The organism is Dactylosporangium sp. NPDC005572 (genome assembly GCF_040605515.1).
Lineage (GTDB): Bacteria > Actinomycetota > Actinomycetes > Mycobacteriales > Micromonosporaceae > Dactylosporangium.
On sequence record NZ_JBEXCY010000008.1, the window covers coordinates 120,515 to 135,556 of the forward strand.

15 protein-coding genes are annotated in these 15,042 nt (G+C 71.5%); 14 read left to right on the forward strand and 1 reads right to left on the reverse strand.

Going from position 1 to position 15,042, the window contains the following annotated elements:
• Nucleotides 1-112 precede the first annotated feature (112 nt).
• Genes ABZS66_RS06730 through ABZS66_RS06745 form a run of 4 tightly spaced genes read left to right on the forward strand, consistent with a single transcriptional unit; the run spans nt 113 to nt 3,301 of the window.
• Nucleotides 113-796, forward strand: a complete 684-nt coding sequence (locus ABZS66_RS06730; protein ID WP_354755821.1) for a response regulator transcription factor — start codon at nt 113-115, stop codon at nt 794-796.
• Complete coding sequence (locus tag ABZS66_RS06735) at nt 789-2,147, forward strand: HAMP domain-containing sensor histidine kinase (protein WP_354755822.1); 1,359 nt, start codon at nt 789-791, stop codon at nt 2,145-2,147. The genes ABZS66_RS06730 and ABZS66_RS06735 overlap by 8 nt, the downstream gene beginning before the upstream one ends.
• Before the next feature lie 9 nt (nt 2,148-2,156).
• Complete coding sequence (locus tag ABZS66_RS06740; RefSeq protein WP_354755824.1) at nt 2,157-2,786, forward strand: hypothetical protein; 630 nt, start codon at nt 2,157-2,159, stop codon at nt 2,784-2,786.
• 35 nt (nt 2,787-2,821) lie between these two features.
• Nucleotides 2,822-3,301, forward strand: a complete 480-nt coding sequence (locus tag ABZS66_RS06745; protein WP_354755825.1) for a hypothetical protein — start codon at nt 2,822-2,824, stop codon at nt 3,299-3,301.
• Between the two features lie 4 nt (nt 3,302-3,305).
• On the opposite strand, the gene ddaH is transcribed toward ABZS66_RS06745, so the two are convergent.
• Nucleotides 3,306-4,124: a dimethylargininase gene (gene ddaH / locus ABZS66_RS06750; RefSeq protein WP_354755826.1), complete on the reverse strand. Its 819-nt coding sequence runs from the start codon at nt 4,122-4,124 to the stop codon at nt 3,306-3,308.
• Between the two features lie 68 nt (nt 4,125-4,192).
• Here ddaH and ABZS66_RS06755 point away from each other — a divergent pair, with 68 nt between their 5' ends.
• The 10 genes from ABZS66_RS06755 (at nt 4,193) to ABZS66_RS06800 (ending at nt 14,457) form a co-directional block, all read left to right on the forward strand.
• Nucleotides 4,193-4,681: an Lrp/AsnC family transcriptional regulator gene (locus ABZS66_RS06755; RefSeq protein WP_354755828.1), complete on the forward strand. Its 489-nt coding sequence runs from the start codon at nt 4,193-4,195 to the stop codon at nt 4,679-4,681.
• Nucleotides 4,682-4,685: 4 nt separating this feature from the next.
• Nucleotides 4,686-6,593, forward strand: a complete 1,908-nt coding sequence (locus ABZS66_RS06760) for a beta-propeller domain-containing protein (RefSeq protein ID WP_354755829.1) — start codon at nt 4,686-4,688, stop codon at nt 6,591-6,593.
• Between the two features lie 43 nt (nt 6,594-6,636).
• Nucleotides 6,637-7,749 (forward strand): HlyD family efflux transporter periplasmic adaptor subunit, encoded by a 1,113-nt coding sequence (locus ABZS66_RS06765; protein ID WP_354755831.1) that lies wholly within the window; start codon nt 6,637-6,639, stop codon nt 7,747-7,749.
• An 11-nt stretch (nt 7,750-7,760) separates the two neighbouring features.
• The gene (locus ABZS66_RS06770; RefSeq protein ID WP_354755833.1) at nt 7,761-8,480 is read left to right on the forward strand and encodes a response regulator transcription factor; all 720 of its coding nucleotides are present in this window, start codon (nt 7,761-7,763) and stop codon (nt 8,478-8,480) included.
• Nucleotides 8,477-10,066, forward strand: a complete 1,590-nt coding sequence (locus ABZS66_RS06775) for a HAMP domain-containing sensor histidine kinase (protein WP_354755835.1) — start codon at nt 8,477-8,479, stop codon at nt 10,064-10,066. The genes ABZS66_RS06770 and ABZS66_RS06775 overlap by 4 nt, the downstream gene beginning before the upstream one ends.
• Before the next feature lie 81 nt (nt 10,067-10,147).
• Complete coding sequence (locus tag ABZS66_RS06780) at nt 10,148-11,317, forward strand: biotin/lipoyl-binding protein (protein WP_354755836.1); 1,170 nt, start codon at nt 10,148-10,150, stop codon at nt 11,315-11,317.
• Nucleotides 11,318-11,322: 5 nt separating this feature from the next.
• Nucleotides 11,323-12,009 carry an ABC transporter ATP-binding protein gene (locus ABZS66_RS06785; protein WP_354755838.1) on the forward strand — a complete coding sequence of 229 codons (687 nt, stop codon included), beginning with the start codon at nt 11,323-11,325 and terminating at the stop codon, nt 12,007-12,009.
• On the forward strand, nt 12,006-13,223 hold the full coding sequence (locus ABZS66_RS06790; RefSeq protein WP_354755840.1) for an ABC transporter permease: 1,218 nt from the start codon (nt 12,006-12,008) through the stop codon (nt 13,221-13,223). The genes ABZS66_RS06785 and ABZS66_RS06790 overlap by 4 nt, the downstream gene beginning before the upstream one ends.
• A gap of 112 nt (nt 13,224-13,335) precedes the next feature.
• A complete protein-coding gene (locus tag ABZS66_RS06795; protein WP_354755842.1) occupies nt 13,336-13,938 on the forward strand; it encodes a hypothetical protein in 603 nt (200 codons plus the stop codon).
• 51 nt (nt 13,939-13,989) lie between these two features.
• The gene (locus tag ABZS66_RS06800) at nt 13,990-14,457 is read left to right on the forward strand and encodes a PH domain-containing protein (protein ID WP_354755843.1); all 468 of its coding nucleotides are present in this window, start codon (nt 13,990-13,992) and stop codon (nt 14,455-14,457) included.
• The last annotated feature ends 585 nt before the right edge of the window (nt 14,458-15,042 follow it).

The window sequence follows — 15,042 nt, forward strand, 5'->3', positions numbered from 1 at the left end:
CCACAAAGCCGGGCACCGTGGGATGGCCCCGGCGTCCCGGCCGCGGGATCGGCGGCGGAGCCCGAACATCCGCCGAACATCATCCGGCGCCGTCCACCGGCAGAATGGGGCGGTGGAGCAGGGCAAGGGTCTGGTGCTGGTCGTCGAGGACGAGCGGCCGATCGCCGATCTTCTCCGGATGTACCTCACCCGCGAGGGCTTCGGCGTACACGTCGAACACGACGGCTCGGCCGGCCTGGCCGCGGCCCGCAAGCTCCGGCCGGTCGCCTGCGTGCTCGACATCGCGCTGCCCGGCCTCGACGGCACGGAGATCTGCCGGCGGATGCGCGAGGCGGGCGACTGGACGCCGGTGCTGTTCCTGACCGCGCGCGACGACGAGGTCGACCGGATCCTCGGCCTGGAGCTCGGCGGCGACGACTACGTCACCAAGCCGTTCAGCCCGCGCGAGCTGGTCTCCCGGGTCAAGGCGGTGCTGCGCCGCACGCAGGGCCCACCCGACGCCGAGCAGGTGCGCACGGTCGGCCCGATCACCATTGACCCCGCGCGGCGGGAGTGCCGGGTGGACGGCACCCCGGTCAGCCTGACGTCGACCGAGTTCTCGCTGCTGGCCCACCTGATGGGCCGGCCCGGCCGGGTGTTCACGCGGGAGGAGCTGCTCGGCTCGGTGTGGGGGTACGCGGCGCACTCGGGGACTCGCACCGTTGACGTGCACGTCGCGCAGGTGCGCGGCAAGCTCGGCGACGCCGCCGCGGTGATCCGCACGGTCCGCGGGGTCGGGTACACCGCCGATGCTTAGGTCGCTGGCCGCCCGCACGGCGCTCGTCACCTGCGTCGTCGCGGTCGTGAGCGTGCTGGTGACCGCGCTGGTCGGCGCGCCTCTGGTGGTCCAGCAGGCGAACCGGGCCGCCCGGCAGCATCTCACCGACGAGGCCGTCCTCGCCGCGGAGGTGCTGAAGGCGCGCTTCAACACCCGCCAGGAAGGTGACGAGCAGGCGATCGTGAAACTGCTGGGCAATCGGGGCATCGACGTCTACCTGATCCGCGCGGGGCAGGCGGAGCGCTCGGGACTGCCCGACAACGTGGTCATGACCGTCGCGGCCGGGCGCCCGGTCAGTGCGCGCCGGGCCATGGTCGACGGTCAGATGCGGCTGATCGTCGGCCGGCCCGTCGGTGCCAACAGCGGCAACGGCGTGGTGCTCAGCGAACGGCCGACCACCGGCGCCCTTACCCAGGTCGCCGGGCAGCTGTGGATCGCGCTGCTCGCCGGGCTGGCCGCCGGCCTGATCGCCGGGCCGCTGCTGGCCCGCCGGATCGCCCGGCCGATCCGGACCGTCGCCGCCGCGGCGAAGCGGCTCTCGGCCGGGGACCGCAGCTTGACCCTCGACGCGCGCGGGCCGGCCGAGGTCGCCGAGCTGGCGCACGCCGTCAACGGGCTGACCGCGGCCCTGGCCACGAGCGAGGGGCGCGAGCGTGACTTCCTGCTGTCGGTGTCGCACGAGTTGCGGACGCCGCTGACGACGATCCGCGGGTACGCCGAGGCGCTCGCCGACGGTGTCGTCGGGCCCGACGGGGCCCAGCGCGCCGGGCAGACGGTGCTCGACGAGGCCGAGCGGCTCGACCGGCTGATCGCCGACCTGCTGGTGCTGGCCCGGCTGGAGGCCGCCGACCTGCCGATCGAGGTGGTCGACGTGGACCTGACCCAGCTGGTGACGACGACCGCGGAGGCGTGGGGCGGGCGGATCGCCGCGGCCGGGCTCGTGCTGCGCACCGAGCTGCCGCCGCACCCGGTCACGGTGCGCACCGACCCGGGGCGGATCCGGCAGATCGTCGACGGGCTGCTGGAGAACGCGCTGCGGGTGGTGCCGGCGCCGGCCCCGATCGTGCTCGCCGTGCACGCGACCGCCGCCGAGGCGCGGCTCGAGGTGCGTGACGGCGGGCCGGGCTTCACGGACGAGGACCTCGCCGTGGCGTTCGAGCGGGGTGCGCTTTCCCGGCGGTACCACGGGATCCGCCAGGTCGGCAGCGGGCTCGGGCTGGCGCTGGCGGCGCGGCTCGCCCGCCGGCTGGGCGGACGGATCGAAGCGCGTCACGCACCCGAGGGGGGTGCGCAATTTACGGTCAGCATGCCGTTGCGGACCGTGTCATGATGCATATCTATGCATACCTGGTGGGTGGTGCTCGGGCTCGGCGGCGCAGGCGCGTCGCTGGGGATCCTGCTCGTCCAGGTGCTGTTCTGGCAGCGGCTGCGCCGCGTCGACGGCGACCCGGTCGGCATCCTCACCCAGGGCGTCGCCGTCGCGTGGGTCGGCGTGCCGCTGTGCGCGCTGCACGTGACGCTGTTCCTGCTGCTGACGCAGCTCGACCAGCCGGGCTGGTGGCTGGGCGGCGTGGCGACCGTGCTCTCGGTGCCGATCCGCCGGCTGCTCAACCTCAAGGCGATCTCGGTCGTCCTGCGCCGGGTCGGCTACGAGCACGGCCCGGTCGTCGACCGCGATGGTGTGCGGGTCGACCAGCAGCCCTACTGGGCGTTGGTCCGCAGTTGGTATCGCCACGAGTACAGCGGCAAGGCGGTCGCCGACGTGGTGGCGATCAAGCTGATCGGCCTGCTCGTCCACCTGATGCTCTGGCCGCTGGCGGCGCTCGGCGCGCAGGCCTCGCACGTGCTGATGTGCCAGGACCCGTGTGACGCGCTGGGCCACTCGACTGACGGCCATGAGCGTCCCGGCGACGCATTCCGGGCGCTCGGCTCCCCTTATGTCAGGTTTGCGGCGGGTGATCTGCGGTAGTAGGGCCGATAGGCCCGAATCCGAGGAGGTACCCCATGACTCGCTCGCGGATAGGCTTACTGATCGGTGCGGCGGTCCTTGTCGTGGTGGGTGGCCTGCCGACCGTCGCCAAGGCCCAGCCGACTCCGACTCCGACGCCGCCCGCACCGGCGCCGTCGGAGACGATGAACGGCCACCACGACATGTGGGGCGACGTCCTGCACGGCGAGGGCACCCTGCAGACGAAGAAGGGCCCGGTCCGGGTCGCAATGCAGAACGGCGAGGCCACGACGCTGACCCAGTCGTCGGTGACGGTCCGCTCGGCGGACGGCTACACGCGCACCTGGCAGCTCGGTGACAACCTCAAGGTGTACGACAAGCGCCACACGCTGCAGCCCGGCGCCCTGCGCTCGGGTGCCGACCTGATGATCGCCGGTAAGATCACCAGCGGGACGGCGACGGCCAACGGCACGCCCGCCCCGGCCACCTACACGGCGCAGGTCGTGTTCGTCCACTCCCCGCCACCGTCCTCGTAAAGCCCTACGGGCGCAGCTCCGCCACGCAGCACTTGACGCTGCCGCCGCCCTTCTTCAGCTCCGTCAGCTCGACCGGCACCGGGACGTAACCGGCCGCCCGCAACTTGGCCGCCAGGCCCGTGGCCTCCGAGTTGAGCACCACGTTGCGGCCGTCGGACACCAGGTTGAGGCCGAACGCCAGCGCGTCCTCCTCGTCGGCGCGGACGGCGTCCGGGAACAGCTGGCGGAGCACCGACCGGGTCGCCTCGGAGAACGCACCTGGGTAGTAGACGACATTGCTGTCGTCCAGCGGGGCCAGCGCCACGTCGAGGTGGTAGAAGCGCGGGTCGACCAGCCGCAGCGAGATCACCGGGCGGCCGAGCGCCTCCTGTGCCTCCGCGTGCGCGGCCGTCTCGGTACGGAAGCCGTGGCCGGCCAGGATCGTGCCGCCGAGGAATGACGGGAGGTACGCGAAGTCGCCCTCGCCCTCGTTCGTCTCCGACGGGGTGATGAAGCGCCAGCCGCCGTTGTCGACGTAGAAGCGCCGGTGTGCGGCCGCCTCCGGGGTGCGCTGCGGGTACTTGAACCGGGCCCCGTACACCACCCCGTCGACCGAGAAGGCGCCGTTGGCCGCGTAGACCATGTCCGGCAGGCCGATCTCGGGCGCCAGCACGTGCACCGTGTGGCCGAGCCGCACGAACGTCTCGCGCAGGCCCTCCCACTGCTTGACGGCGAGTTCGGTGTCGACCGGCGCCGTCGTGTCCATCCACGGGTTGATCGCGTACTCCACCGCGAAGTGCTCGGGCGGAGACATCAGGTAGGTGCGCTCGCGCTGGGTCGTCACGAGATCAAACGGTAGGGTCCTGGTGTTACACAAAACAGCGAGAAAAGTTGCTTTCGAGGAGGGATTCGTTGCGCCTGGACCCTATTGATCAGCGAATCATTGCACTGCTGCAGGACGACGCCCGCTCGTCGTATGCGGAGATCGGCGCCCTGGTCGCGCTGTCTGCCCCGGCGGTCAAACGGCGCGTGGACCGGCTTCGATCCAGCGGAGTGATTCGCGGCTATACGGCGCTGATCGACCCGGGCGCGGTGGGCTGGACGACCGAGGCCTTCGTGGAGCTGTTCTGCACCGGCCGCACCTCACCCGAGCAGCTGCGCGCGGCGGCCAAGCGACACCCGGCCGTGGTCGGCGCCTACACGATCTCCGGCGAGGCCGACGCCCTCGTGCACCTGCGCGCCGTCGACATGGCCGGCCTGGAGCAGGCGCTCGAGCGGCTGCGCGCCGAGCCGTTCGTCACCTCGACCCGGAGCATGATCGTGCTGAGCCGGCTGGTCGAGACGCTCGCGCCGCGGGTCGTCGAATCGCCGGGAACCGGGGGACCGCCGGCATCGTCATAGGGCCATGAAGCGCGCTTTCGCCCTGCTCGGTGCCGTGTGCGTCTGCCTTTCCGGTTGTACCGCCGACAAGCCGCGCCCGGCGCCCGCGTCGGCGGCCCCGCAGCCGGCCCCGGCCCTGAAGCTCGTCGCCTTCGAGTCCTGCGACGACCTGCTCACCGGCCTTCGGACGGCGGCGCAGGAGGCGGTCGGCCCGTGGGGCCTGGGCGGCGTCTGGGGCGGGGTCACCCGGCTCAACGGAGCCACCGACGACGCGGCCCGGGCCGCCGGGGGCGCCGAGGCGAAGGGCGCCGCGCCCGGCGCCGAGACGTTCTCCGGCACCAACACGCACGAGCTCGGCGTTGACGAGCCCGATCTGGTGAAGACCGACGGCAAGCGGATCGTGACGCTGGCCCGGGGCGGCGTGCTGACGATCGTCGACGCGGCGGCGAAGCGGGTCACCGGCGAGCTCAACCTGACCGGCGCCGGCGACGCGAACGGCAAGCGTGCCGCCACGGCGATGAGCCTGCTGCTCTCGGGCGACCGGGTGCTGGTGCTCGGGTACGACGACCGCGCCGGCGGCGCCATCGTCCCCGAGGACGCCCACATGCCCATGGGCGCGCAGGTCACGCTGGTCGACATCGCCGGCACACCGAAGGTGCTCGGCCGCTACACCACCGACGGCGCGCTCGTCGACGCCCGGCAGGTCGGCTCGACCGCGCGGGTCGTCGTCCGCTCGACGCCGCGGCTGCGCTTCCCCGACACGTCGAACCTGAAGGACGACGAGGCGCGGCTGGCCGCGAACCGCTCGGCGATCGCGGCGGCACCGCTGTCGGACTGGCTGCCGCGGTGGAGCGCCGAGGACGCCGCCGGCAAGCAGACGAACGGGCAGTTCGACTGCGCATCGGTCAGCCGGCCCGAGCGGTACAGCGGAACCGCCATGCTGACCGTGCTCTCCTTCGACCTCGGCGGGCCGGCCCTGGGCGGCGGCGACCCGGTGACCGTGGTGGCCGACGGCGAGACGGTCTACGCCAACGGGCCCAGCCTGTACGTCGCCAACGACCAGCGCTGGCGGGTCGCCAGGCCGATCGACACGGCGAAGCGGGCGCCGCGGTTCGAGCCGCCGCGCACCCAGCTGTTCAAGTTCGACATCAGCGGCGCCGGGAAGCCTCGCTACGTGGCGAGCGGCGAGGTGCCCGGGTGGCTGCTCAACCAGTACTCGATGTCCGAGTGGGACGGGAACCTGCGGGTGGCCACGACCGACGCCAACGAGCGCGGCGAGCAGACGTCGTCCTCGGTCTACGTCCTCAAGCAGGACGGCGGGCGGCTGGCCGAGACCGGGCACGTCGGCGGCCTGGGCAAGGGGGAGCGCATCTACTCGGTCCGGTTCATCGCCACTCTCGGCTACGTCGTGACGTTCCGGCAGACCGACCCGCTCTACACGCTCGACCTGTCGGACCCGGCCGCGCCCAAGGTGGTCGGCGAGCTGAAGATCACCGGCTACTCGGCGTACCTGCACCCGGCCGGCGCCGGGCGGCTCATCGGCATCGGCCAGGAGGCCACCGAGCGGGGCCGCGTCCAGGGGACGCAGATCTCGCTGTTCGACGTGCACGACCCGGCCAAGCCGACCCGCCTGGCCCAGCATCAGGTGCCGAAGTCCAGCTCGGAGGCGGAGTTCGACCCGCACGCGTTCCTCTACTGGCCGCAGACGGGCCTGCTGGTCGTGCCGCTCTTCCAGGATCAGGAGGCGGGCGCGCTGGTGCTCACCGTCGGCGACAAGAGCGTCGCGCCGGCCGGGACGATCCGGCACCCCGGGCAGTACACCGTCATCAGCCGCTCGCTCGTGATCGGCGGCACGCTGTGGACCGTCTCGGGCGCCGGTCTGAAGGCCAACGACGCGGTGACGCTCGCCGAGCAGGGATGGATCGCGCTCTGAGCGAACTTTGAGGTTGGGCCAAGGCGGTTCATAGGCCCGGCCGGTGAACTTTCCACTCATGAAGGTGTGGTGGCTGGCCGGTGGTGCCGCCGTGCTCACGGCTGCGGTGGTGGTGACGGCCGTCGTGGTGGCCGCGGACGAGAAGCCCGCGCCCGCGGCGGTGACCACCGTGAAGGTGGCCCGCGGCGAGGTCGCCACGACCGTGTCCGCGTCGGGGACCGTGCAGGCGCAGGCGAGTCGCTCGCTGGGGTTCACCTCCAGCGGCACGCTCACCGAGCTCAACGTCAAGGCCAGCGACGTGGTCGCCGCAGGCGCGGTGCTGGCCCGCATCGACGCGACCTCGGCCCAGGACGCCGTCGACGCCGCCGAGGACAACCTCGGCAGCGCGCAGGACGCGCTGGACCGCGCCGAGGATGCGCTGGAGACGGCGAAGTCGACGCCGACCGCCAGCCCGTCCACGTCGACCCAGCCGGGTGGGGGCGGTGGCGGGGGAGGCGGCGGCGGCAACACCGGCGGCGGTGGCAACACCGGCAACGGCGGTAACAGCGTCCAGTCGGCCAGCGACAACCTGTACTCCGCCCAGCAGCGGGTCAACAACGCCAAGCTGAGCCTCACCCAGGCCAACGCCAAGCTGGCCGGCACGGTGATCACCGCGCCGGTCGCCGGCAAGGTCCTCGCGGTCAGCGGCACCGTCGGTTCGTCGGCCAGCAGCAACGTCATCACCCTCGCCGGCACCGGTGACGTGGTCATCAAGGCGCAGTTCACCGAGGCCGAGGTGGCCCACCTGAAGGTCGACCAGGCCGCGAAGATCACGCTGCCGGACGACCCGAGTGCGAAGTACGACGGCAAGGTCATCCAGATCGACCCGGCCGGCACGGTGTCGAACCGCCTGGTGCGGTACGCGGCGCTGGTCTCGTTCGCCAAGGTGCCTGACACGCTGCTCTACGGACAGAGCGCTACTGTCGCGGTAGTCACCGCGTCGGTCGACAACGTCCTGTCGGTGCCGTCCACGGCGGTCCACGACGGGAAGGTGACGGTCCGCGTCGCCGGCAAGGACGAACAGCGGGCCGTCGAGACCGGTCTGCGCGGCGACGTCAACACCGAGATCAAGAGCGGACTTGCCGAAGGCGACGAGATCGTGACGGCCGGTCAGTGACGATGGAGCCGATGCCCGTACAACCCGCACAGCCCAAGGTGCTCGTCGTCGACGACGAGGCGAGCATCCGTGCCCTGCTGTCGGCCACTCTGCGGCTGACCGGGTTCGAGGTGCGGGTGGCCAGCGGCGGGCGCGAGGCGCTGGCCGCCGCGGCGGAGTACGGGCCGGATCTCGTTGTGCTCGACGTCATGATGCCCGACCTCGACGGCTTCGAGGTGGCGCAGCGGCTGCGGACCTCCGGCCGGCCGGTGCCGGTGCTGTTCCTGACCGCCCGGGACTCGGTCGAGGACCGGATCTCCGGGCTGACCGTGGGCGCCGACGACTACGTGGCCAAGCCGTTCAGCCTCGAAGAGGTCGTCCTGCGGATCCGGGCCATCCTGCGGCGCAGCCTGGGCGAGCAGCAGCAGCTCGTCGACGGTGGGGTGCTGCGGTATGCCGACCTGGAGATGGACGAGGACGCGCACGAGGTGCGGCGCGGCGGCAACCGGGTCGACCTCTCGCCGACCGAGTTCAACCTCCTGCGGTACCTGCTGACGAACGCCGGTCGCGTGGTGAGCAAGGCCCAGATCCTGGATCGGGTCTGGAACTACGACTTCGGCGGGGACGGGCGGATCGTCGAGTCCTACGTCTACTACCTGCGCCGCAAGATCGACAAGTGGGACCCGCCGCTCATCCACACGGTCCGCGGCGTCGGCTACGCGCTGAGACTGCCGAGAACCGAAGGCACATGAGGCGCTGGCGGCACTGGACGGTCCGGACGCGCATCGTGGTGTCCGTCGTGACGCTCGCCGGTGTGGCTCTGATCGCGGCCAATGCGATCGGCGTCGGGCTGCTCAACTGGTACCTCATGAAAAGGGTCGACGAGTCGCTCGAGGGCGGCCTGCGCGGTCCTGGCCCGCGCCCCGGCATCGTGGCCTCGCCCGGGTCGTCGACCAACCCGTTCCCGATGCCGTCGATCAGCCCGGGCACCGGCTACGGCCAGCGACGGGAGGGCGACCGCGGCGAGTTCTCGCCCGGGCCGGCGTTCCAGATCTACGGCTTCGACAGCACCGGCAAGCTGGAGAACAGGGACCCGGTGCTGCTCGACCCGGCGCTGTTCGGCTCGATCCAGCAGCGGGCCGCCGAGCGCAAGCCGTTCACCGTCAGCGGGCCGACCAGCGACTGGAGGGTCTTCGTCTTTCCGGCGGAGTTCGGCGGTCGTACGGGGTACGGCGCCCGCGCGGTCTCGCTCGTCGACGTCTACGACACCCGCGAGCAGATGCTGCTGTTCACCACGCCGGTCAGCCTCGCCCTGCTGCTGCTCGTCGGGTTCGCCACCGCCACGCTCGTGCGGGTCGGGCTGAGCCCGCTCACCCGCATGGAGGAGACCGCGGTCGAGATCGCCGACGGCAACCTCTCCAGCCGCGTGGTGGACGCCGACCCGCACACCGAGTCGGGCCGCCTCGGCACCGCGCTCAACACCATGCTCGGGCGCATCGAGGAGGCGGTGGGCGAGAGCGCCGCGTCGGAGCGGCGCCTGCGGCAGTTCCTCGCCGACGCGGCCCATGAGCTGCGGACCCCGCTCACCTCGGTCCAGGGTTTCGCCGAGTTGTACCGCCGGGGCGGCGCACCCCCGGGCCCGGCCCTCGACGAGGCGATGGACACCATCGAGGCCGAAGTGAGCCGGATGCGCCTGCTCGTCAACGACCTGCTGACACTCGCGCGGCTCGACGAGGAGCGCCCGCTGCAGCGGCATTCGGTCGACCTGCTCGCGGTGGCCGCCGACGCGGTCCGCGACGCGCACGTGCGGGTGCCGACCCGGTTCGTGCAGCTCTCCACGATCGACGACCGGTCGGTGACGTTCGAGCCGGTGACCGTGGACGCCGACGAGGCGCGCATCCGGCAGGTGGTCGCCAACCTGGTCAGCAACGCCCTGCAGCACACACCTGAGGACACGCAGATCGTCGTGCGGGTCGGTCGCCCGACGCCCTCGGACACCCCGCCGACCGCCGTCATCGGCGCCTCGCCGGGCGGGCCGCTCGCCGCCATCGAGGTGGGCGACACCGGGCCCGGCATGCGCCCGGAGGACGCGAGTCGGGTGTTCGAGCGGTTGTACCGCGCGGAGGGCTCGCGCTCCCGTCGGCACGGCGGCGCCGGGCTCGGCCTGGCGATCGTGGCCGCCATCGTCCAGGCGCACGGCGGGCGGGTCGAGCTGTGGACGGCGCCGGGCTCCGGCGCTCGGTTCCGGGTGCTGCTGCCGGCGATCGACGAGCCGGAGCCGTTCGAGGATCCAGACATTCTGGAAGCCGGATTCCGAGGCAACTCCGAGGTTGGCTGAGGGTCGCTCCGAGCGAACCGCACCACGATTCCCCTCATGCGTTTGTCGCTGCCGTCGCTTCGCCGACCACGGTTGAACTCCGTGACCCTGATCAACGCCGCGCTGGCGGTCGTGACCGTCGGCGGTGCGCTGTGGGCCTACCAGATCGTCAACGGCCCGGCGACCGCCGAGGCGTCCCAGAACCAGACCCGCTCCCGGCTGGTGGCGGCGACGCAGGGCACCGTGTCGCAGACGGTGTCGGCGTCCGGCTCGGTCGCGAGCGCCTCGACGGCGAACGCGACCTTCACCACCTCCGGCACGGTGACCGAGGTGGGCGTCAAGGTCGGTGACGTGGTGACCAAGGGCCAGACGCTCGCGAAGGTCGACCCGACCTCGGCCCAGGCGTCGCTCGACACCGCGAAGGCCAACCTCACCGCCGCGAAGGCGGCGCTGACCCGGGCCGAGGACAACGACGCCGACGACGCGACGATCGCCTCGGCCGAGGCGCAGGTCGCGACCGCGCAGTCGAACGTGACGTCGGCCCAGCAGACGCTGAACGGCACGGTGCTGACGGCGCCGATCGCCGGCACGGTCACGGCGGTCAACGGCGCGGTCGGCTCCTCCTCGGGCGGGTCGTCGAGCGGCGGCGGCGGGAGCTCGACTGGCTCGACCGGCTCGACCTCCTCGTCTTCCTCGTCCGGCTTCATCAGCATCGCCGACCTGACCAAGCTCCAGATCAACGCGGGCTTCGCCGAGGCCGACGCCACCATGCTCAAGGCCGGCCAGGTCGCCAACGTGACCTGGAGCGCGCTGTCCGGCACCCGGGCCACCGGCAAGGTCACGACGATCTCGCCCACGGCCACGACCAGCAACAACGTGAACTCCTACGCGGTCGTGATCACGCTCGACACGCTGCCGGAAGGGGTACGGCTGGGCCAGAGCACCACGGCCGTCGTCACCGTCGCCGAGTCGCAGAACGTGGTGCGGATCCCGAGCACGGCGCTGCGCACGGCCGGCGGCCAGCGCACGGTCACGGTCGAGGTCAACGGCCAGACCGAGGAGCGGCAGGTCGAGGTCGGCATCACCGGCGGCGGCTTCGTCGAGATCAAGTCCGGCGTCACGGCCGGCGAGCAGGTCGTGATCACCACGACCACGACGAGCTCGACCACCGGCACCAACAACCAGCAGCAGTTCCCGGGCGGCGGCCAGTTCCCCGGCGGCGGCGGGGGTCAGCTCTCCGGCGGCGGCGCCGGTGGCATCGGCGGGCGGTAACCGACATGAGCCCAGTACTGGACATCCAGAACGTCAAGAAGATCTACGGCGAGGGCGAGACCGAGGTGCATGCCCTGCGGGGCGTGTCGATGACCGTCGAGCGCGGTGACTACATCGCCATCATGGGCTCGTCCGGCTCCGGCAAGTCGACGCTGATGAACATCCTCGGCTGCCTCGACATCCCGACCAGCGGCAAGTACCTGCTCGACGGGGTCGACGTGAGCCGGCTCAACGACCGGCAGCTGGCGCTGGTGCGCAACCGGCGGATCGGGTTCGTCTTCCAGGCGTTCAACCTCATCGCCCGCACCAGCGCGCAGGCCAACGTCGAGCTCCCGCTCGCCTACGCCGGGGTCAAGGCGGCCGAGCGCCGTCGCCGGGCCAAGCTGGCGCTGTCGATGGTCGGCCTCGCCGACCGGGCCGGCCACGAGCCGAACCAGCTGTCCGGCGGACAGCAGCAGCGGGTCGCCGTGGCCCGGGCCCTCGTCACCGCGCCCGCGCTGGTGCTCGCCGACGAGCCGACCGGCAACCTCGACACCCAGTCCACCGACGACGTCCTGGCCATCTTCGACCGGCTCAACAAGTCGGGCCGGACCATCGTGCTGATCACCCACGAGCCCGACGTCGCCGCGCACGCGAAGCGACTGATCCGGCTGGTCGACGGACGCATCGTCCAGGATGAGCGGCTGAAGTGAACATCTTCGAGACCATCCGGTTCGCGCTGCGCGCGATCACGGCGAACAAGCTGCGCTCCAGCCTCACCGTCCTGGGCATCCTGATCGGCGTCGCCGCCGTCATCCTGCTCGTCGCGGTCGGCAACGGCTCGGCGCAGGCGGTGCAGAACCAGATCGAGGCGCTCGGTACCAACACGCTGACCGTCACCGCCGGCGGCGGTGGCGGGGCCCGCGGCGCGGCGTCGACCCAGAACACCGCGCTGAGCCTGGACCTGGTGCCGGCCCTGTCGAACCAGGACGAGGCGCCGCACGTCCAGAGCGTCTCGCCGGTGGTGAGCGGCTCGCAGACCGCGACCTACGAGGGCACCGACCACACCATCACGCAGTTCGTCGGCACGTACCCGGGGTACGTCGGCGCGTCGAACTTCAAACTCGCCAAGGGCGCGCTGTTCACCGACGAGGACGTCAAGGATTCCCGCAAGGTCGTGGTCATCGGCTCGACCGTCGCCGAGGAGCTGTTCGGCCGGGTCGATCCGCTGTCGAAGCAGATCACCGTGTCGGGCAAGCTGTTCACGGTCGTCGGGGTGCTCGCCGAGAAGGGCGGCTCCGGCTTCTCCGACCCGAACGACGTGGCCATGGCGCCGGTGAGCGCGGTGCAGGAGTCGCTGACCGGGTACGGCTCGCTGAACCAGCTGCTCATCCAGGCGACCTCGCCGGACTCGGTCTCCGACGCCCAGGCCGAGATCACCGCCATCCTCAACGAGAAGCTCAACGTCACCAGCGGCTCGACCACGACGGCGTACCGCATCCTGAACCAGTCGCAGCTGCTGGAGACCCGGGCCGACACGGCCGAGACGTTCACGCTGCTGCTCGGCGCCGTCGCCGGCATCAGCCTCCTGGTCGGCGGGATCGGCATCACCAACATCATGATGGTGACCGTCACTGAGCGGACCCGGGAGATCGGCATCCGCAAGGCGCTGGGCGCGCCGAGGCGCACGATCCTCACCCAGTTCCTCGTCGAGGCGACCGTGCTGAGCCTGCTCGGCGGGCTGCTCGGGGTGGCGGCGGCCGTCATCGGCAGCCAGTTCACGATCGTGAGCATCAAGCCGATCATCGTGCCCAGCTCGGTGTTCCTGGCCCTGGGCTTCTCGGTCGCCATCGGGCTGTTCTTCGGCAGCTACCCGGCCAGCCGGGCCGCGGGCCTGCGCCCGATCGAGGCGCTCCGCTATGAGTAACCGTTTCGAGCGCATGCTCCGTGCCGGCCGGTCCCGGTTGCGGCACCAACCCTCCCCCTCAGCGGTGCCGCAACCCGGTCCAACCCGCACGGCTTTCGACGAGGAGTCATCCGTGAGCCACGCTGCTTCGCCCTTCCGCCGTCCGCCCGCCACCGGCCTCTCTTCCGACCCTTCGGGCGAGGCCACCGAGGTGCTGGAGCCGGTGACGGACGATCTGCTCGCGGAGCCGATCGACGACGACCTCAACACGCGGGTCGCCAAGGCCGGCCCGCGCCGCCTGGCCAACCGCGCCACGGTGATCCTGGCCGGCCTGGCGCTCCTGGTCGTCGGCTTCGGGGCCGGCGCCCAGGTGCAGAAGAGCTACGGCGAGGCCCCGGCGGCGACCGGCGGGGCCGGCGGCGCCAACCCGGCCGCCCTGGCGAGTGCCTTCGCCCGCAACGGCGGCGGCTTCCCGGGCCAGGGTGGCGGCGGCACCGGGCAGCAGGGCCAGCAGAGCCGCAGCAGCGGCGTCACCGGTACCGTGAAGCTGGTCGACGGCACGACGGTGTACATCGAGACCTCCGACGGCAGCACGGTCATCGTGAAGACGAACGGCCAGACGACGGTCGCGACCCCGGGCGCCTTGAAGGACATCACCGCCGGCTCGACCGTCACGGTCCAGGGCCAGAACGCCGATGGCACGGTGACCGCGACCTCGATCACGAAGACGAAGTAGCCCGCCTCGCCCGGTGCGTCACCCGGCTCGGCCGCGGTGCATGCTGTGCCGATGGAGATGCGCAGCGGGGCCTGGTCCGAACCGCCGTCACCGGCGCCGACCAGCGCACAGTGGCGGGTGTCGCCGGGGTTCGTCGGCTTGAAGTGCGCGGTGACGGTCGTGCTGGTCGTCGCGGCGGTGTTCTTCGCGGACGACCGCCGCGCGCTGACGGCGGCCGTGGTGGCGGCGCTGGTCGCGGGCGGGTACGCGCTGCGCGATCTGCTGGCCCCGGTCCGCTTGGCGGCCGACCCGGAGGGCCTGACGTTGGTGACCGGCTACGCGGGCCATCGGCGGCTGCCGTGGTCGGAGGTCGAGCGCATCAGGGTGGACACTCGGTCGCGGGCGGGGTTGCGGTCGGAGCTCCTGGAGATCGACACGGGCGACACGCTGCACCTCTTCAGCGTGTACGACCTGAACACCCACCCGGCGGTCGTCGCCGAAGACCTGGACCGAATCCGCGCCCTCGGCCCCAATCCGTAGCCCACTGCTCGCCGCTCGCGCCGCCCACTCGCCCCATCAGCCTTGATGCATCAGGTTTGATACATCCGAGCTGATGCATCAAGCCTGATGCGCTGTCGGCGAGCCTGTTGGGCTGGTTGGCCCGCTTGCCCATCGACCAGGCCCGGCCGCCGCCTGGGGCGCCTGGCTCGCTCACCCCGCATCAACCTTGATGCATCAGGTTTGATGCATCAAGAATGCTGCATTGCCCGCCTAGTGCGGTGTCCACCAACGTTCGCCGGGTCCGCATCACCCCGCGCCGCGCCGATCTTGGAGTTGTGGTCCCGAATTTCTCCCCCTTTATCGGATATTTCCGGGACTATTACTCCAAGATCGCGGGTGCCATCCCGGCAGCCAGCAAATCCGGCCAGCGTTCATGGACGCCGCGCTAGCCCGCTGGGGCCGGCTGGCTTGGCCGCCAGTCGACCTGGCTCGGTCGCCGTCTTGAGCGACTGGCCTGCTCGGCGCCTCGCTGCTTGCTTGTTCAGGCCGCTCGTTGCACCAGTTCTGATGCACCAGTTCTGATGCACCAGTTCTGATGCACCAGTTCTGATGCACCAGTTCTGA